General features: G+C 47.8%; 11 protein-coding genes and 1 riboswitch. All 11 genes read right to left on the bottom strand.

The features are described from left to right. Positions 1 to 123: 123 nt before the first annotated feature. The 11 genes from NDK47_RS04750 to NDK47_RS04700 all read right to left on the bottom strand — a co-directional run bounded on the left by NDK47_RS04750 (position 124) and on the right by NDK47_RS04700 (position 18,601). A complete protein-coding gene (locus tag NDK47_RS04750) occupies positions 124 to 1,608 on the bottom strand; it encodes a GGDEF domain-containing protein (RefSeq protein WP_251873721.1) in 1,485 nt (494 codons plus the stop codon). Between the two features lie 245 nt (positions 1,609 to 1,853). Then, positions 1,854 to 7,784: a SpaA isopeptide-forming pilin-related protein gene (locus NDK47_RS04745; protein ID WP_251873720.1), complete on the bottom strand. Its 5,931-nt coding sequence runs from the start codon at positions 7,782 to 7,784 to the stop codon at positions 1,854 to 1,856. A 339-nt stretch (positions 7,785 to 8,123) separates the two neighbouring features. Beyond that, entirely contained in the window at positions 8,124 to 8,927 is an 804-nt protein-coding gene (locus NDK47_RS04740) for a transglutaminase-like domain-containing protein (protein ID WP_251873719.1), read from the bottom strand. A gap of 15 nt (positions 8,928 to 8,942) precedes the next feature. Continuing rightward, a riboswitch (cyclic di-GMP riboswitch) is annotated at positions 8,943 to 9,030 on the bottom strand. 81 nt (positions 9,031 to 9,111) lie between these two features. Next, positions 9,112 to 9,792, bottom strand: coding sequence for a class D sortase (locus NDK47_RS04735; RefSeq protein WP_251873718.1), 681 nt, complete (start codon positions 9,790 to 9,792; stop codon positions 9,112 to 9,114). Between the two features lie 29 nt (positions 9,793 to 9,821). Beyond that, positions 9,822 to 10,964 carry a response regulator gene (locus NDK47_RS04730; protein ID WP_251873717.1) on the bottom strand — a complete coding sequence of 381 codons (1,143 nt, stop codon included), beginning with the start codon at positions 10,962 to 10,964 and terminating at the stop codon, positions 9,822 to 9,824. A 216-nt stretch (positions 10,965 to 11,180) separates the two neighbouring features. Continuing rightward, a complete protein-coding gene (locus tag NDK47_RS04725) occupies positions 11,181 to 13,595 on the bottom strand; it encodes an EAL domain-containing protein (protein WP_251875987.1) in 2,415 nt (804 codons plus the stop codon). A 287-nt stretch (positions 13,596 to 13,882) separates the two neighbouring features. Further along, the gene (locus tag NDK47_RS04720; protein ID WP_251873716.1) at positions 13,883 to 15,283 is read right to left on the bottom strand and encodes a sensor histidine kinase; all 1,401 of its coding nucleotides are present in this window, start codon (positions 15,281 to 15,283) and stop codon (positions 13,883 to 13,885) included. 174 nt (positions 15,284 to 15,457) lie between these two features. After that, entirely contained in the window at positions 15,458 to 16,348 is an 891-nt protein-coding gene (locus NDK47_RS04715) for a ribonuclease P Rpr2/Rpp21/SNM1 subunit family protein (RefSeq protein ID WP_251873715.1), read from the bottom strand. Positions 16,349 to 16,454: 106 nt separating this feature from the next. Next, positions 16,455 to 17,102 carry a response regulator transcription factor gene (locus tag NDK47_RS04710; RefSeq protein ID WP_251873714.1) on the bottom strand — a complete coding sequence of 216 codons (648 nt, stop codon included), beginning with the start codon at positions 17,100 to 17,102 and terminating at the stop codon, positions 16,455 to 16,457. Positions 17,103 to 17,300: 198 nt separating this feature from the next. After that, entirely contained in the window at positions 17,301 to 17,558 is a 258-nt protein-coding gene (locus NDK47_RS04705; RefSeq protein ID WP_251873713.1) for a hypothetical protein, read from the bottom strand. Positions 17,559 to 17,809: 251 nt separating this feature from the next. Continuing rightward, a complete protein-coding gene (locus NDK47_RS04700) occupies positions 17,810 to 18,601 on the bottom strand; it encodes a putative hydro-lyase (RefSeq protein ID WP_251873712.1) in 792 nt (263 codons plus the stop codon). Between the last annotated feature and the right edge of the window lie 66 nt (positions 18,602 to 18,667).

The following is an 18,667-nucleotide window of genomic DNA, read 5'->3' as shown; positions in this document are numbered from 1 at the left end:
TTTTTCTTGAATATACCATTTTTTGTTGTTATTTTCAGTATATTCACGAAAATACATCACCTAAAAAGAGCCGTCTTTCGTAGTAAGTTCGAAGATCGTTCTTTCTCAGTCGCTCGCCTCATCTCAAGCATCGTAAAAATGGTAGCGGTTTTTCCCCTGCTCTTTGGACCGATACAACGCCAGATCTGCCTGCTTGTAAAGGATATCCGTATCCACCTCAAGCCCGTCCGACAGCGCAATGCCAATACTGACCGTTACGCCTTCCTCCTCCAGGGGGATCTGAGCAGCGGTCGACGCCGTGATGGCCTTGATCATTCCGCGTGCAATTTCATCCGCCTGCTGTCTGCCCACAGATGGCATAATCAAGACAAATTCGTCCCCGCCCAGCCGGACAGCCCGATCCTCTTTACGGGCAAATCGTTGGATACACTCGGCCACATGCTTCAGGAGCTCATCGCCTTTGTCATGTCCCCATTGATCATTTACCTTTTTGAAATTGTCCAGGTCGATCATCATCAGCGCGATGCTTCCTTTACCATCCCGTATGGCCTTTTCGAACAGTTCATCAAAAGCTGCCCTGTTGTACAATCCGGTCAAACTGTCATGAAATGCGAGATACATCGGCCTTGCCACCCATCGGGAGATGATGAATGAGAGGATCACTGTCACGATCAGGATTAGCAAAAGCTGAAAGATAAACGAGTCTTTCTTTTCGTCAAGAATGGCTTGTAAATCTTTCTCATGATAGATGATCTCCAGCACCTTGGTCTGGGTTGTCCCTTTGTCATATTCGGACAAGTACCGGACATATCGGTAAATGGCCGGTTCCTGGTTCCATTCTCCATGGTATTCGGTCGTCTCTCCCGTTCGCAGCGTTTTTTCAAAGGCAGCCCGCCTTTCCTGCGGCAGCTTCTTTCCCTGCACCGCCGGGCTCCCCAGAGAGAAGCCTCCGGAATTTAAGACATGGATCTCCTGGATGGCAGGATGATGCTCCACGAATCCCTCGATCGCCTGTAAAAAGTTGAATTCTTGAAAGATGTTGCTGTCTTGCAGAGAATAGCCTAGTTGTATGATATATTGCTGATCTCGCGTTCCGATGTAGCTGTATTTTTTTATGACTCCTGTTGCTTGCTCCATATCAATGCCGTCGTGATAGAATTCTCCTGACATTCTTCGCGTATCCAGGATCGAAGCAAGCTTCTTGCAGCACTTTTTAAAATCAAGCCCGATGTCCTTCTCGTTGCTGCTCGCTACGATGACATTCTCACTGTTTATCAGATAAATATCCACGGAAAACTTCTTTTTCAGTGCCGCAAAATCCCATTCCTGGTAAGACGGATTCTGATCGTAGAGATCCAGTAGGGAAAGAGAGTTTTTCTTCATTTTCAGGGCAATATTCTCACCAAAGACATGGTAGGCCTTCTCGATCGTTTCCAATGCATACGAGGCCATCAATTCCATCTGCCGGACTTGCTCCTGCTTATGTAAAATGGCTTGCTCCCTCAGTCTCATATAGTCGGTCGTAGCAATCGTAAAGGAAATGATGGTGGCAAACATAATGATGGTGATCGTCAATTTTAAGCCAAAGCGATATATCACTGTCAACACCTCGCTGCTCAACCATTTTGCTAATATTACAAAGACTATTCCACATCTTTACAACAATCCCCTTTATTCGACAAATTTCCTTTTCCATTGACATATCTCAGTGCTATTCCCATTAGAAAAACTTGGCTTATCGCCAAGTCAAATAACGAAAGTCTTAGTTTTTTCGAAATTAAACTTTCCAAAAGTACAAAAAAGAGCCTGCTGACATGAATCAGCAGGCTTCTTCATTCTTGCTATGGTTGCATCTACATGCGTTTGAATCGTTTTCTGCCCAGGAGCCCAACACCCAACAGGATGAAGCTGACTCCGAGGATTTGCCATGGAAGATGGCTTTCTTCCCCTGTCTTCGGCAGTACGTTGGACTTACCTGTTTTGAGACCGCCCGCTGGCACATTCCCGTCAATTTCAAACAACGGGTCCTCAGGATTTCCAGCCTTTGTAGGCACTCCCGTCCCGGCTGGTACATTCGGATCACCTGGAGTCACCAAGTTTGGATTTTCTGGCGCAGTCGGGTTCGGAGTTACAGTTGTCGGATTCTCAGGATTAGTCGGCACTTCTGGATTGCCCGGGTTACCTGGATTTCCTGGATTTCCTGGGTTACCTGGGTTACCTGGATTTTCCGGTTTGGGGTCCGGTCTCTCCGGTCGTTCCTTTTCAGGCTTTTCAGGTTTTCCTGGTCCTGGTCCGGGTCCCGGTCCTGGACCAGGGGTGCTCTTACGGTCATTTTCCACTGTGACGGTTACTTCTTTACCTTGTACAACCTCAAACCTCGTCAGCGTCTTCTTGATGACATAACCACTGGGCGCACTGATTTCCTCGAAGTAGTATACACCCGGTCGGAGGTCGTCAATTCTCAATTCACCGTCTGCATCTGTTACCAGTCCGTTTTTCACCAGTTTCTCGTTTTCGTCAAGAAGTCTGAACTCGGCTCCTTTTAATGTACGATTCGGATAACCGGTCTCAACCTTGATCAGTTTGACGGAGCCTGGAACCATTTTATTGGCAAACTTCACTTCGACGACTACGGCATCCTTTACAATCGAGAACTTCAGCGGTTCTTTGTTCAACTGATAGTTCTCCGGCGCCTTCGTTTCCACGAATTGATAGTTGCCAGATTTCAGCCCTTCGACCAACAGCTCGCCTTTTTCATCTGTGGTCAGTCCGCTTTTGATCGTGTTGCCTTTGCTGTCCTGAAGCTCAAATTCAGCCCCTGTCAAGCTCTTGCCATCGTGATCGTCAACCTTTTTCAATTTGACGGAACCCACAATGTTTTCATTTCTTTCATTCTTTTTCTCGAGAAACTTCGTTGCCGTCTGGCCGGGGGTAATGGTAAACGGAACCGGTGTTTCATCCAGTTTGTACCCCTCTGGCGCTTTCGTTTCTACGAACTGGTACTCGCCTGGCTCAAGCTTGTTGAGGTGAATTTTCCCGCTTGCATCTGTGGTCAGTCGGGAATATTCTTCGACATCGACAAATTCCCCATTCTTCCACATTTGCAGTTTGAACACGGCACCTGAAAGCGGTGTTTTGGAACCATTAGAATGATCGGCATCTACCTTCAGCAGCTCTACATCCCTTACACCCTTCTCGTTGCCAATCTGGAGAGTGGTTGTGGCTCTAAACTCAATCACGTCCCCATTTTGGTACTCTTCCGAGATGATGTAACCGGCTGGAGCAGACAGTTCTTTGAGCAGATACGTTTTAAATTCTAATTTCTCAAATACCGCTTCACCAAATTCATTGGTCGTCAGCTCCTCAAGCAAGGTCTCTCCTGTCTCGTCATAGAGCCCGAATACGGCTCCTTCCAGTGGAGTCTTCTTGTCAGCAGCATCGACTTTGACGATGGTGAGCGTTCCTGTTCCCGGGATGCCGCCAGTGTAGCGGTCGTTTTCCACCTTGACGATTGCTTCTTCACCCAGTACAACCTCAAACTTCGTCAGCGACTTCTTGATGATATAGCCGCTGGGTGCACTGGTCTCCTGGAAGTAGTACACGCCCGGTCGGAGCTCAGGGATGCTCACTTCACCTTCATCACCTGTTACCAGTCCGGCGATAAGCAGCTTCTTGTTTTCGTCAAGGAGATTGAACTTGGCCCCTTTTAATTTGTGATCGGGATAACCGGTTTCTACCTTGATCAGCTTCACTGTACCCGGAGTCATTTTGTTGGCAAACGTCACTTCGACCACTTCGACTTTGGCATCCTCCACAATCTTGAACTTCAGCGGTGCTTTGTTCAACTGATAGTTCTCCGGCGCCTTTGTCTCAACGAACTGATAGTTTCCTGACTGTAGGCCTTCTACCAACAGCTCGCCTTTTTCATCTGTGGTCAGGAGTTCGTCTATGACCCTGTTGCCCTTCTCATCCTGAAGCTCAAATTCAGCACCTTTCAAGCCCTTGCCATCGTGCTCGTCAACCTTTTTCAGTTTGACGGCGCCCACATTTCTTTTATTCTCCTTCTCGACAAATACTGTCTTCGTCTGGTCGGAGGTAATGGTGAACGGAACCGGTTCTGCATCCAGCACATAACCCTCTGGCGCCTCTATTTCGACAAACTGATACTCTCCCGGCTCCAGTTGGTTCAGGTGGATTTTTCCGTTTTCACCTGTGGTGAGTCGGGAGTATTTCTCGACATCCACAAACTCTCCATTTTCCCGCACTTGCAGCTTGAAGACAGCGCCGGGAAGCGGTGTTTTGGGACCGTCCGGATGGTCGGCATCTACCTTTGTTAACTCAACGTCCCTTTCACCCTTCTCGTTCGAAATCTTGAGAGTATTTGAGGCTTTAAACGCAATTTCTGCCCCATCACGATACTCTTTCGAGATTACGAAGTTAGTGGGCGCAGACAGTTCTTTAAGCAGGTACTTTTTAAATTTGATGTTCTCAAATACCGCTTTCCCATCTTCATCCGTCGTCAGCTCTTTAATCAAAATCTTCCCTGTATCATCGTAGAGCCCAAACACGGCTCCTTCCAAAGGAGTCTCGTCATCCGCAGCATCCACTTTGACAACGGTGAGGGCACCTTTACCGATAGGGAAGGCACCGCCCCCTGCTCCTGCAAAATACACCCTGACGTTTTCTTCTTCTATGACTTCAAAATCATCAGAGGAATGTCCCTTGAAAGTTGCTTTGTTTTTCAAAAACTCTTCTTTTTTGTCCTCTACATTAATGAACGACTGATACTCCAGTACGTACGCGCTCTCCATCTCTTCCAGGAAGGTAAGTGTAAACGTATTCCCGTCGATCTTGAGATCATATTTTTTGTCTTTCTCCAGATCCACCAGGGCTAATTTCGTCAGATTACCTTTTTCGTCGACCACGGTCGTATACAGCTTGAAAGAGGCCGGAAGCAAGATTTGATTATCCGACAAGGCATCGGTCAGCGTCGCACCAGCGTCAATCTTGGACTGACTGCGGTTGATGTACACTTCCCAGTCAGCATAGTCGGACTGTTTTGCTTCATCCCAAGTTCCTGTTTTCTTCAGGTACTCTCCGCCGTGTTGAGGGTAAACCGTAGCGGACTTCTTAAATAACAGAACCGATGGATTGGACTGTTCGTACAGAATCGCATCGTTGTTGTACTGCTTTTTCACAGGCTTGCCATTCAGACTTGTTTTATAGGTGATCTGATAGGCAGTGTCAATGGGCTTTTTGAACGTTAAGCTAAAGCCGTCCTTCCCGTCCTTTTTCGACTGTACGAAATCGTATTCGTCCTGCGGAACGGTATCCCCAACCTTTACTCCGTCGCGACCGCCTGTAAGCTCCAGATGTTTTACCTCAAGTGAGCCTTGCACGAAGTCTTGCCCTTCTGAGTAGTAGTCCTCAACCACCGCTTTGTTAATCTCGTGCAGATTGTAGTTCACATGGATGGTCCAGGTGATTTCCTTCGTCACAGCATTATAGGTTCCCGTTTTCTTTCCGTTATCCTGTGTGTAGGTGTCTACGTCAACGGAAGCTTCCTGCCTTTTTGTGACTTCCTTACCATCCACTGTCCACTTCAGCAAGGCTTTGTTTACGTATTTACTCTTGTTTACTTTTTTGGGGTCAAAATATGTTTCGTACGTAATATAGTGATTTGTCGTTATCTTTTTAAGAAACGTAATGGTAAAGCCCTTGGTGTAATCTTCCGGATCATCTGGATTGGCCCGATAACCTTCCAGTATATAATCTTCGCCCTTCTCTAATCCGCTGATCGAAAGTGTTCCGGGAATAAGCTCCAATCCCTCACCGGCATAGTCATCGATGATGACGACATTTTCCATCTCCTGCTTGTCGTCATTGAGACTCATATGCCACGTAATGGTTTTTTTGGCGTAGTTTACGTCCCTGTCTTTGTCAGCCCATTTCGAGAAGACCAATTGCTGAATCCATTGATCCTTGGATGCCTTCTCACCGCTTACCAACTCGACCGTATTATTTACATTGTGGGAATCAATGACACGACCCTTGGCTTTTGTCTTGTAGACAATTTCATAGGCTGAATTGATGTCTTGCTGAAACTTCAGATCGAAGCCATGCTCGACAGTGTCATCGACAATGTAGTCGGTACCCTTCACCAGCGGTTGGGAGGTTTTCCGTTCCGCGCTGCCGTCATCCTTTATGACCATTTCATACACTTCAAAAGACTCCGTGTCCAGCTCTTGCAGAGTCTTGCTGAATGTATCTTTTATCCATGCTTTCTCTTGTGGGATGGATTGCTCGTTGTAGTTGTATCGAATGGTCCAGGTAATGACATGCGTAGTTGAATCCTGTTCAAACTTATACGAGGCGGTTTTTTCCAGCGGCTTGCTGAATTTCGCACGGACTTTGTCATATGCGTTCCATTTTGGCTCGCCGTCTTCCGAGATCGTCACTTTATTTTGGAAGGTTGCCTCGTAAGGAGCAGTGGTGATCGGGTCGACCTCTGTGGTGTATTTCACCTGGAATGCCTTGTCAATGGTACCGAAATCGAGTTTGAAGCCGTTTCCGGTGACAGTTGCCTTGCCCTTGTATTCATCCAGAGGGCCCTTTTCCACTGTCACGTTTCCATTCAGGTCAACGGACAGTTCATACACTTCAATCGAAGCCAGGTCGATTTTAAGTCCGTCCGGCAGTTCATCCTGGAATACTGCCCCTTTTATCGTTCTTTCATCCTTGTTAAAATTAACAACCCAGTCGATGGTGCTCGGGTTCATTTCTGTTTCTGTTCCCTTTTGGTTCCTGGGTGTTCCTTTCTTGCTGATCTCGCCGCCTTTATTTTTGAAATGAACGGGAACGGTCTGGATCACGGTTTCATCATAAGTAAACTTGATGGGATGCTTCGTACCATCTGTTATTTTACTTTCGTCAAAGCTTCTCCAGATCTCAAAGTAACCGCCTGATATTTCTTCAATGTATTCATTGAAGTAGAAGGTGACTGTCCCTGCGCGAGTTACTTCATACGTCCCTACACCCTCGGGATAACCCTGTAATTTAAGGATACCATCCAAAGGCTGCTCGGTTTTAAACTCTTCGGGGAGATTGAAGGTAAAGGTTGCCCCTGCTTTATACCCGTGGTCTGCACCTAGTTCCCACGTATATTCGATTCGTACTTCTTCACCGATGTCAGCTCGAATATCGTCCTTTGAAATATCTAGGTACTCCCCAGTTTTCTTGTCTTTCTGTTTTACGGCCACGCTCGTGATGATGTTATCCTTGATTTCCTTCCCATCACTGTCATCCGAAGGCGGTACAACTGGAACCTCAGGGACAGTCGGAGGAACTGGTACCTCTCCGGGCGGCACCTCTGGGTTACCAGGTGTTCCCGTCTCGCTTCCAGGTGTTCCTGTCTCGCTTCCAGGTTCTCCCGTCTCGCTTCCAGGTGTTCCTGTCTCGCTTCCGGGCTCTCCCGTCTCGCCTCCAGGTGTTCCCGTTTCGCTTCCGGGCTCTCCCGTCTCGCCTCCAGGTGTTCCTGTCTCGCTTCCAGGCTCTCCCGTCTCGCTTCCAGGCGCTTCCGACTCTCCTCCGGGTGCTTCCGACTCTCCTTCAGGAGCTATCTCTGTCCCATCGCCACCGGAGATTTCTTCCGTAGCGTTTTCCTGAACAGAGGCTGTCGGCACGCTTCCCTTTCCATTCGCCAATGCCAATGAAGTAGGTAAGAACAGGTTCAGAAATAACGCTGCCACCATGAAAATATAATACGCTTTTCTAAGTTCCCTCATCCTTGGAAACTTCACCCCACCTTTTCCATTGTCTCACTTGCACGTTTCGCACAGCACACCAATCAGCAAACGTCCCGGATCGCAAGCTGGCCCTTGTGCGGAGCTCACTTTTTTCCGGCGCTAACTGGACCGATTCTCTCTTTATCTGCTGCCCCTCTCCTTTCCATTCCCCATGCGCGATTGGCATCGGGATGTATTTTCTCTGGCTGTCGACCTGCTCGGTGTGTATCAAGGAAACTATATAGGATCAAACTGAATCTATTCTGAATATCCGAGACGCCAAAAAACCGCCCACCTCCTTCATGGAGATTGAGCGGTTGTTGCTTTCACACTTGGGATCTAAAATTGTTTTTCCGTTACATAATCTTGACGATTTTTGATCATCAGCGGTTTTGTATCGCCTTTTACCATAGCCGCATCATAGGTCGTATCGATAAAGACCCATTCATTGGTATCCTTCAGGTAAACCTCGTTCCAGGCATGATATTGATTGATATCATGTTTGCGGCCCATTATCAGCTTGGTGGGAATTCCCTGGCTGCGAAGCATGGCGGCAAATAGCGCTGAGTAATCATAACAAATCCCTTTTGATTCGTTCATCGTCGCTTCAATCGAGGGGAGATAATCATTGGTGACCTGCTGGGCTTTCTCGAAGTCGTAGCTGATGTTATGAATCATGAAATTGTAAACGGCTGCAATCTTGTCTTTGTCACTCTGCAAGCCCTGGGTCAGCTCCCTGGCTTTAGTGATTGCCTTCATTTGGTCGTTCCAGTAAATCATCTGAATCGGCTGAAGAAAAACCGTCTGTTCGTCAGTAGCGTTTCGGATTACTTCTTTGTTTTCTACCATTCTATATTTGTTGCTGCCTGCTACGTTTTCCAGCAGCGTGACTGTATATTTACCATCCCCCAACTGCAGGGGAAACCGGTTGTTGTCGGTGACACTGTAATAAAAATGTTGATTTCCTTTGCTGATCATAATTTTTTCGATTGTTTGTTTCTGAGGATCTTTTTCGATTTTTACAATTCCTTTGCTCGCTTCGCTTGCATCAATACGCGATGTGGATGGACCGGCCAGCGCCGTCATGGGAGCAGTCAAGAGACAAACAGCAGACATCATCATCACAAGGCGTTTTTTGAACATAAAAAAAACTCTCCTTTCGGTAACTGGCTGCCATCTTAATCAAATTAAGGAAGGCCCTATAGCTTTGCGTCTCTAATTTTCATTAGATTTGCCTTTATCGGTTGAAAGTTATCCGATGTATTTTTTTATTTTCTACTTCCAGTGTAATACAGCTCGTCCAAAATGTGAATCTCTTTTCTCTCTCTTATTCGACATTTTTCTGACCATCAATGACTTTGCCTTTGATAATCAGCCGATGCGTCGGGTTTTCCATGGGATGGCAGGTGATCAGCGTGATTTCTCGATCGACGTTATTTGCCTCCAACACCCAGACTTCTTCCGGCTTTACATACAGCTTCTCTGTGACCGTATATTCAAACTGGCCTTCTCCGCTATCTACGATGATCGTATCGCTTTGCTCCAATTCATCCAGCCGGTTAAAGTTTCGTCCATACGTGTAGTTGCGATGTCCGGCTATCGCATAGTTACCGATCTCTCCGGCCTTCCCGGTATTGGCGATACTGGCGACGGTCGTTTTCATATTTTTATCGGTGGCGCCATGCAGAATCGGCAGTTTCAAATTGATTTTTTCGATCATCAGGATGCCTTCCATGCCGGGATAACTGCTGAAATCTAGTTCTGTCTCCTGGGACTCTTTTGCTCCCTCCTGTTGCACGTCACCATCGTGAACGTCACCGGATGTATTCGTGGCTGCCTGTATGGCTTGTGCGGGTTCATCCCCGTTATGAATGTTTTCCATGGTGCTCTGCCATTCCCTGACCAGCTTTTGTTGCTGATAGTCATAGTACAGCTCCGACAGCTTCGGGAAAAACAGAATCACAATCCCGGTAAGAATAAGCAGAGTGGATACGAGTTTCGTCTTCATCGTTTGTTCGCTCCCCTCCCCCGATTCCCTTACTCTTTCATCCCCGGTTTCCACTGCTCATACCAATCGATCAATTCTTTGCTGGGCGAAACGTCAAACTCCTCTTTCAACCTGTTTGAAATGAGTTGAAATTGTTTCCTGACCTCACCCTGATGATTCATCGCCGCATACATTTTCATCAGCTCAAAATACCCATCCTCCAGATCGGGGCAAGTTTCCCTGATCTTTTGATACAGCATGATGGCCTCGGTATGTCGTCCAAGCGTTTTGAAGCACTCCGCGATTTGCTTGACATGCTGCAGCCAGATCAAGCGCATCCGTTCCTGCTCGTAGTCCGCCCAGATGTATCGATGCTCTTCCAGGTAGTTGCCGGTGTATAATGCCATGATCGCCAGATGCTGATCCAGTGTCTCAGGCATAACAGGTGGAGCCTGGCGCACACCGTTTTCCCACTCGTCCACATCCAGCTTTTCCTCTCCCCAGACCAAGCGATACCCTTCATCCATATACTTGATCGACAATTCGAGCCCAGCCGTCTTGATGATCTTCCGAATCTGGTAGATGGCCGTATGCAGCTGAGTGGTCGCTCTCTCGGTGTCATAGTCGGGCCACAGCAAATCGATCAGAATCTGTTTACTCACCGTTTTATCCCGATGAAACACGAGATAAGCAAAGAGCTCCGGTGCCTTCAGTGTTTTCCACGGGAACGACTGTGTCCTTCCCTGCGTATCCTGATAATGTAATCTTTGCATGCAGCAGAGCATCGCTTTTTTGGCTTCCTCGGTGCTTCTTGCTGTTTTTTCTTTGGAGGCCATAAATCGCTGCAGGGTCACGGTCAACCTGCTGTGATGGACAGGCTTCATCAAATAATCAAGCGCGTTCATTTCAAATGCTTTGACTGCATATTCCTGATAAGCGGTTACAAAGATAATCGAAAGACAGGGGTGAATCTTCAGCAGTTGCTCGGCTAATTCAAAGCCGTTAATCTCCGGCATCTCGATATCCAAAAAAGCCAGGTCCACCTCTTCCCGTCTGGCTGCTTCCAAGGCTGCGTGCGCATTATTGTATGTACCGATCAACTCGATACGGCCGTCCAAGTCCACTTGTTCGCGCAGCAGATTCTCCATTTTCTTTAAAGCAAGCCGCTCATCATCCACAATAATTGCTTTCAAGGCCCTCTCCCCTCTACGATCCAAACGTTACTTCTCCCCTACTGGCCGGACAACAGAAATCAACAATCGTTATGCCCCCTTCACACTATGATTGGAATGAACATTCGCAATACGACGAATATCGCTAGCACTACTGTTGCAGCCAGAATGAGATTCTCCTCATTTTACCTTCATTTTCAATTGTTTTCCATACGTTTTAAAATTTGGAACTTCCGTTTACAAGCCCTTTATTCTGGATGGCTCGAAAAATGACTTTTCCACTTCCTCCGCTGACAATGGCTTGCTGAAATAGTAGCCTTGAATTTCCTTGCAGTCATTTTTCGTAAGAACGTCAAGCTGATCCTTTGTTTCGATGCCCTCCGCAATCACATCCAATTTTAGATTCTGGGCCATGGAGATAATGGTAGCCACAATCGCTTTATCGCTATTGCTTATGGAAATATCGGTGATAAAGGATCGGTCAATCTTCAATTTGTGGATCGGGAACTTTTTCAAATAGCTAAGGGAGCTGTATCCCGTGCCAAAGTCATCCAGGCTGATCCGAATCCCGATTTTGTTCAGCTCCTGCAGGATACTGATCGAGACGGCAGGGTCCATCATCATGCTCTCCGTGATTTCCAACTCCAAATATTTGGGTTCCAGTCCGGTTTCCTCCAGAATATTTTTGATGTACGCTACCAGGTTCGACTGATGAAATTGCTGAGAAGACAAGTTTACCGAAACCGGAATCAATGGACCTCCGTGCTCATGCCACAGCTTCATTTGTCTGCACGCTTCACGTAAAACCCATGTCCCAATCTCAAAAATCATGCCCGTCTCTTCCGCGATGGGAATAAACAAGCCCGGTGACAGCATCCCTTTTGTCGGATGGTTCCATCTCACCAGTGCTTCTACGCCAATCATCCGGTTATTTTCCGCATGAAATTGAGGTTGATAGTAGACGACCAGTTCGTTGCGTTCGATCGCTTTCCGCAAATCCGTTTCCAGTTCAATGTTTGTGATCAGTTGGTCTTCAAGCTCCGGCGTGTAAAATTGATGGCCGTTTTTGCCTTGCTTTTTCACTTCATACATAGCTGCATCTGCTTTTTTCAGCAGTTCAACTGAATCCTTTCCATGCACGGGGAACAAGGCTGTACCGATACTTGCCGAGATGTAAAACTCGCTATCTTTCAAATGGAAAGGAACCTTCAGCGCGCTGATAATCTGTTCAGCCAAACTCTGAGCCTCTGTTCCATCCGCATCCGTCTCGCAGATAATGGTAAATTCATCTCCGCCCAGGCGGGCAACTGTCGCTTTGTACCCTTCTGCACTCTTCGTGATTCGATCGCTTACGCCTTGCAAAAAAATATCGCCGTATGTGTGTCCGAGAGAGTCGTTTATCATTTTAAAGCGATCGATATCCAACATCATGACGGCAAAGTAGGAAGTCTTGTCCTGCTCATACTGCTCAATGGCTTGGGTGAGAATCTCGTTAAATTTTCTTCGATTCGGCAAGCCTGTCAAATCATCATGATACGCCTGATGTTTGATTTTCTCTTTCACTTTATTCTCTTCCGTTATATCCTTTATGATGATATGACTACCAACCACTTCATCTTGAATTTCCACAGGCACTTTGATAACACTCAGTTCGACACGTTTGCCGTCCGGTCGTATTATGGCCGTCTCAAAATTGTTTTGGTTCGTTTTTTCCTGCTCTTCCTCTGCAATCATTCGTCCGATTTCGGAAATGTGCCGGTTGATGTATTCTTCTGTCCGAAATCCCCCAATCATCGCGACGGCAGGATTCATGTTCATGATCGTACCTTCCGTATTAATCGAAATAATGCCGTATTCAATATTTTGATACAAAGAGAGATACCAGCTTTCATTCTCCTGAATCACGGAATCCTTTTGAGAAAAGCGCTTGTTGATAAATACGCCAAACAAGGTGACACCGAGGAGCAGAAAGGTGGCAACCACGATGATATAAGCCAGGGTTTCCGTCTCAATATTCATATCTGTACTGCCCGGGATGAACCCATCAGTATGAAACTGTGCGGCATACATTCCTGTATAATGCATACCCGCAATCGCGGCTCCCATAATAAGCGCGCTCCCCAGTTTGTACAGATAGGCAAAGCGAGATTGATCTTTGCGAAAATAAAACAGAAGCCACAGGGCTGCGAGTGAGGCAGTTGCCGCAATGACGATGGACAATGCGACGATGTATGGATCATAGGTAATCCCGATAATCATTGCTGCCATTCCTGTATAGTGCATGCCCGATATTCCGGCTGCCATAAGGATACCGGCAGAGATCAGCTCTTTGAATCCCAGTTCATTTCTCGTTACCGTCAGCAGAGCAATCCCTGACACCAGAACCGCCAGGAGTACGGATACGACAACCAGCTCGATATTGTAATAAACCTTTATGGGCAAAGTGAGCGCCAGCATTCCGACGAAATGCATGGACCAGATGCCCAGCCCCATGGAGGCAGCTCCAAAGATCAGCCAAAGCAGCCTGTGTCTTCCTTTGCTCATATTTACTCTTCCCGCCAGGTTCAAAGCGGAATAAGAAGCAGTGACAGCGATTAAGTAAGACAGGATAACCAGCAAATTGTCATAGGTTCCATGTATCTGATGATGCAATTCCATTCACCCGGCTTTCCAATGTTCAATCTGACTCATCAGGTGAAATACCTGAAGAAAAACCATCCCCCGTCCTGCCGCCTCTGAAACTCAACTGGCGGGAGTATTTGTCATAGTTAAATATACACCCTTTCTATCTACCATCAAAATCCTAATGAGTAAGACATCCTATTTTAAATCTTCACGCTGAATGATTTCTGAACAGGGTGTTTCCCAAGGCAAAAACGATCCCCATATTTCGTCTGGGGATCGTTTTTGCCTTGGGATTCCTAAAACAGCGTGACAGATCAGGAACGGATGGCAAACGTTATTTTGGCGGTAGTACCTTTACCCGGCTCAGATGAAAAGCTCAGCTTTGCCCCGTGATTGTCCGCGATTTGCTGGCAAAGGCTCAAACCCAAGCCCGCTCCGCCGCCCGCTCGACTGCGGGAAGGATCTACCCGATAAAATGCCTCGGTAATATGGGCGAGATGTTCCTCCGTCATCCCCTTTCCATTATCCTGGACCGCGATCACCTGATGACCATTCTCCAGATCAGCGACAAGCTGGATGAGTCCACCGGGATGACATGCTTTCAGTGCATTGTCAATCAAGTTGACGAGCAGGATATGCATCAGATCAGGGTCGCAAAACAACGTATCGAAGCGGCACTCATAGCGAATCTGGACATTCCGTTCAGCAGCCTTTATCGACATCGCTCGCTCAACTCCGCCAACGAGCTCTTCCATTCGGACGCGACTTTGCTCCAGCTTATTTTCACGAAGCGTTGCTAAATCCAGCAAACGATACGCGATATTCTGAAGCCTGCGACTTTCTGACATGATGTAGTTTGTTGCAAACAGTTTGTCCTCCTCAGTACGGGCGACTTTCTGGATATATTCCGCATATCCGTATATCGCGGTCAGAGGAGTCCGGAGTTCGTGGGCCAGATTATCGACAAATTGCTGCTTCTGTTCTGCCGCTTTTGCCAGCTGGTGTATCTGACTTTGAATTTCTTCCGCCATATGATTGAAGCTCTGTGCCATTTCCGAAAGCTCATCATGACCGGATACCGGAAGTCTGGTCTCATAGGCACCTGCTGCGATATTGCGGGAGGTTTGAGAAATCTGCGCGAGCGGCTGGAAGATCCGATTCAACAAGATCAAAAGGCCGCAAGCAAACAGACAGGAGAGAAGCAGTCCCGCAACGAAGAGCATGTTTTTCATCTGTTCCCAGGCAGTGATGGCTTCGCTCGTATCAAAAAGGTAGACCAAGGTATAAACCTCATAGGGCTCTGGAAGCTTTCCCGACACCATGACATAGGTGCGCCCCTCTGCTTTTTGAATCGATACCAGACGATTGCCGTTCTCTGGCGGCTCCCCTATATTGCTCGGCCCTGTGAGCTCCTGCCCGCTGGAATAGACGAGCTGATTGCCCTTGTACAGCGCCAGCTTCACTTTTTTATCTCCCGACAGATAGCTGTATGGCTGGAGCAGCGAGCCCAAAGAGCCGTCAATCTCCGTTCCCCGGCTTTCCACCGCTTGAAAATCCTTGATAAGCGCTGAGGTGATAAAATAATGTTCGCTCAAGCTCCTCTCTTCTGCTCGTCGAACGGTATCTTTGAAGGTTGTAACTGAAATAATGACGATACCAAGATGAAAGGAGAAGAGAAAAAGGGCAAGGGTTGTCATAAAGGTACGGTATTTCATTGACTTTTCCCCAAGCGGTATCCCTCTTTGTCCGCGCTGTTTCTCGCATTCAGTGTTCCGGATCGTTTTTGCAGCTTTTCCATTTGCACGGCTGCCACAATGATTCACCTCTTTATCACATTATCGTTTTCGATTAATGGTGAAAGCCGCCAGCATTCGTGGCGGCTTGCAGACTCAATCCAGTTCAATAGATCGTAAAAAGGGTGTTTCGTTTTCTGCAGGTGGAGCAGATTTCTCCAGCTCTTTGACTTTTTCCTGCAAGCGCTGCATTTGCTTTTCACTGAATTCCAGCGCGTGCTTGGTTGGCGTACTGTAGCCGATACCGAGCAATGCCTTATCATAGCGGGAGAAGCTCATGGTAGCCAGCTCCCCATTTTCGCCCGTTACATACATGGTGATATCCGGATCATTGTTACTGTACCCTTGGCTATTGTATTCAACCGTCTTGATCGGGCTGTGGACCACGTTGTTTTTCTCCGCCAGTTTCCTTGCCAGTTCCACGTATTCCTGCGGGTTTTTCGCAAGGACTGGATCAAAGGCGAGTGAAACCTGTTTATCCAACGTTCTGCTTCGCGCTAAACCAAACAGCTCTCCTGTTACAGAGTCCAGAAAGAACGTATAGGCGAGCTTGCCGCCGATATACACATCACCCGACCAGGTTGAACGGGGAAGACTTTCGGTTGCCTGTCCGTAGCCCATCTGTATCACCTGCCCCTCCAAGTTCAGGTCAAATACTTGCCACAGAGCCTGCGCTCCGATTTCCGCCGCCGCTTCTTTGGTCATATCCTTGCTGGTTGGCGTTTGGTTGCGATAGTATTCCAGATCAATCGTTCCCACAGTGTAATTCGCTTTTTTGTACCCTGCCGGCAAGCTGTTCTGTGCCGCTTGGGAGGACGCCGCTGTAAAATTGGCATAGCTTGTCGGGATCGTATCCGTTTTTTTGAATTCCGCTGCTGTCACTGCCTGGATCAACCCTTGGAACAGTAAGGTGCTTGCTCCAATAATCACAGCTCCCACTGCCAAGGTTTTTTTCAAGCTTCCTCTTTCCAGTCTGTTTGCTTTCATCTGCATTCTCTCCTTCATCGTTTGGTTGTGATCACAATAAGGAGTATAAAAAGGAAGGATTATCGAATCGTCATCAACCGATTATCAAGTTGTAAAAGTTTCATCTCTACACCTCTAAACGATACCCCATCTTGTAAACCGTTTTGATTCTGGACTCCATATCCAGCTTTTTTCTCAGCTTTTGAATATGAACGTCCACCGTCCGTGTATCCCCTACATAATCAAAGCCCCACGCAAGCTCCAGCAGCTTGTCCCGGGACAGGGCAATATTGCGATTATTGACCAGCACCTCGAGCAATGCGAATTCTTTGGGCGTACATTCAACCGGTGATCCATCGAGGAATACTTGTCTGCTCTCAAAATCGATGGTTACCCCATCCAGCTCAAACCGCCTGCACTCCTTCTTGGTACGCCTGAGCACCGCATCCACTCGCGCCAGCAGCTCCAGCATCTCAAAGGGTTTGGCCAGATAATCGTCGGCGCCGAGAGTGAGCCCCTTCACCTTATCCGGCAAACTGCTTTTGGCCGTCAGGAAAATCGTCGGAGTCCCCCGGATTTGCCGAAAGACTTCATAGCCGTCCAGCTCTGGAAGCATGATGTCCAGCAAGACCAAATCTACTTCGCGCTGTTCCAGCTCATGGATGGCTGCCCTGCCATCAAACACGCAAATACATGTATGTCCCACTGATTGCAGATTTCTTTTGAGTAGCTCGTTAATCGGAATTTCATCCTCGACAATCAAGATGGTTGCCATCAACATCACCTCTCTTGTTTAGCATAGCACGGTGATGTAATCGAGTTGTAAAATCCTTGGATGAAAATGGGGCGGTCGCATAGAAAAAAGCAGCCATCAGCGGTGCCGCAGCTGCTTTTCCTATGAAAATGGATCGATTCTACTGGGCGTAATCACCTGTATAATTGATCGCTGATGGTTTGCACAAACGCAGTGTTGTCATCCTGCAGCATCACTTCTACGGTAAGCTCCGAAAAAGCTGGATGGCAGCTGGGTCTCACTGTTGTCATCCTTCAGCACACCCAGGGTGATGGTATCGCCACTCTGAAGGTCGAGTTCACGCAGCGGAACGGCCGCCTTCTGGATCGTCCGCCACGGTGAATCAAGCGTCCCAGGATTGCTGTCATCGCCATCGAGTGCAACATAGTACACGGTTCCAGGTGCATGATAGATTGGAAAAACGAGACTTTGTTGCATTCGTTGCCCAAATAAATTCCAAATATTGGTTTGGGCCGTTCGTTAGAGAGACTGGTAGCCAAAAAAGGCTGTATGTTGCGCGAAAGTCTCTGGACTGTTGGGAGAGTAATCGCGAGCGGTGTTGGGTATCGGATATGCTTCTTCCTCAGATGGCAATCTTGCTTTCACATGACCCGAGTCAATACTTCGCCTGACGCTATGTCACCGGTAAGCTGACTGGCTGATGCGCGGCGGTCGGGCACTGGGCAAACTCAGAGAACCCCAAATTGTTCGTCGCGCACATTGGTAATAAACATATGTCCCGGGGCATGCGTAATCATGATGTCTGGCTTCGATTGCATGGCGACAGCTTGCGGAGTTACACCACAAGCCCAAAAGACCGGAACCTCGCCGTCTCGAATCGGTACCGGATCACCAAAATCAGGCCGATCGATCGCTTGAATCCCGATTGCTCGCGGGTCCCCGATATGCACTGGTGCGCCGTGTACGGCCGGAAAACGGGAGGTCACCTGAACAGCTCGCACCACTTGTTCCTGGGGAACGGGGCGCATGCTTACCACCATGGGGCCGGAAAACTGGCCTGCCGGTTTGCAGGCAATATTGGTGACATACATAGGTACATTGCAATCCTCTTCGATGTGCCGGACAGGTATGCCGTTTTCCAGCAACGCCTTCTCAAACGTAAAGCTGCAGCCCAGCAAAAAAGCAACCATATCCTCTCTCCACAGATGCTCAATGCTGGTGACTTCCTCCGTCATTTCCCCGTGTCGGTACACGCGGTATTTCGGGATATCCGTGAGCAAATTGGCATCAGGAGCCACAAGCGACGGTACGACAGACCCGGGTTCCGTTACGTCCAGAACCGGACAGGGTTTTGGATTGCGCTGGCAGAACAAAAGGAAGTCAAACGCATGGGACCGGGGCAAAATCGCCAGATTGGCCTGGGTATATCCATTAGCCATTCCTGCCGTCGGTTTTTGCCAGCGTCCTTCTCTTATGCATTGACGGGCTTCTTGCGGTTTCAGGTCTGCGATGGAAATCATTCGTCTTCCTCACTCTCGTTTGTTGTTGTTTCGAATCGAATGCTGTTGCCTGCTGCCCATGATGTC

Source organism: Brevibacillus ruminantium (assembly GCF_023746555.1).
Lineage (GTDB): Bacteria > Bacillota > Bacilli > Brevibacillales > Brevibacillaceae > Brevibacillus > Brevibacillus ruminantium.
The sequence above is the reverse complement of the archived record's forward strand: the minus strand, read 5'-3'. Positions and strand labels throughout refer to the sequence as shown.

Excerpts from the sequence above, each read along its gene's own strand:
- NDK47_RS04710 (WP_251873714.1), bottom strand. The coding sequence starts at position 17,102 with ATGGCAACCATCTTGATTGTCGAGGATGAAATTCCGATTAACGAGCTA.
- NDK47_RS04745 (WP_251873720.1), bottom strand. The coding sequence starts at position 7,784 with ATGAGGGAACTTAGAAAAGCGTATTATATTTTCATGGTGGCAGCGTTA.
- NDK47_RS04720 (WP_251873716.1), bottom strand. The coding sequence starts at position 15,283 with ATGAAATACCGTACCTTTATGACAACCCTTGCCCTTTTTCTCTTCTCC.
- NDK47_RS04715 (WP_251873715.1), bottom strand. The coding sequence starts at position 16,348 with ATGAAAGCAAACAGACTGGAAAGAGGAAGCTTGAAAAAAACCTTGGCA.
- NDK47_RS04740 (WP_251873719.1), bottom strand. The coding sequence starts at position 8,927 with ATGTTCAAAAAACGCCTTGTGATGATGATGTCTGCTGTTTGTCTCTTG.
- NDK47_RS04705 (WP_251873713.1), bottom strand. The coding sequence starts at position 17,558 with ATGCAACAAAGTCTCGTTTTTCCAATCTATCATGCACCTGGAACCGTG.
- NDK47_RS04735 (WP_251873718.1), bottom strand. The coding sequence starts at position 9,792 with ATGAAGACGAAACTCGTATCCACTCTGCTTATTCTTACCGGGATTGTG.
- NDK47_RS04700 (WP_251873712.1), bottom strand. The coding sequence starts at position 18,601 with ATGATTTCCATCGCAGACCTGAAACCGCAAGAAGCCCGTCAATGCATA.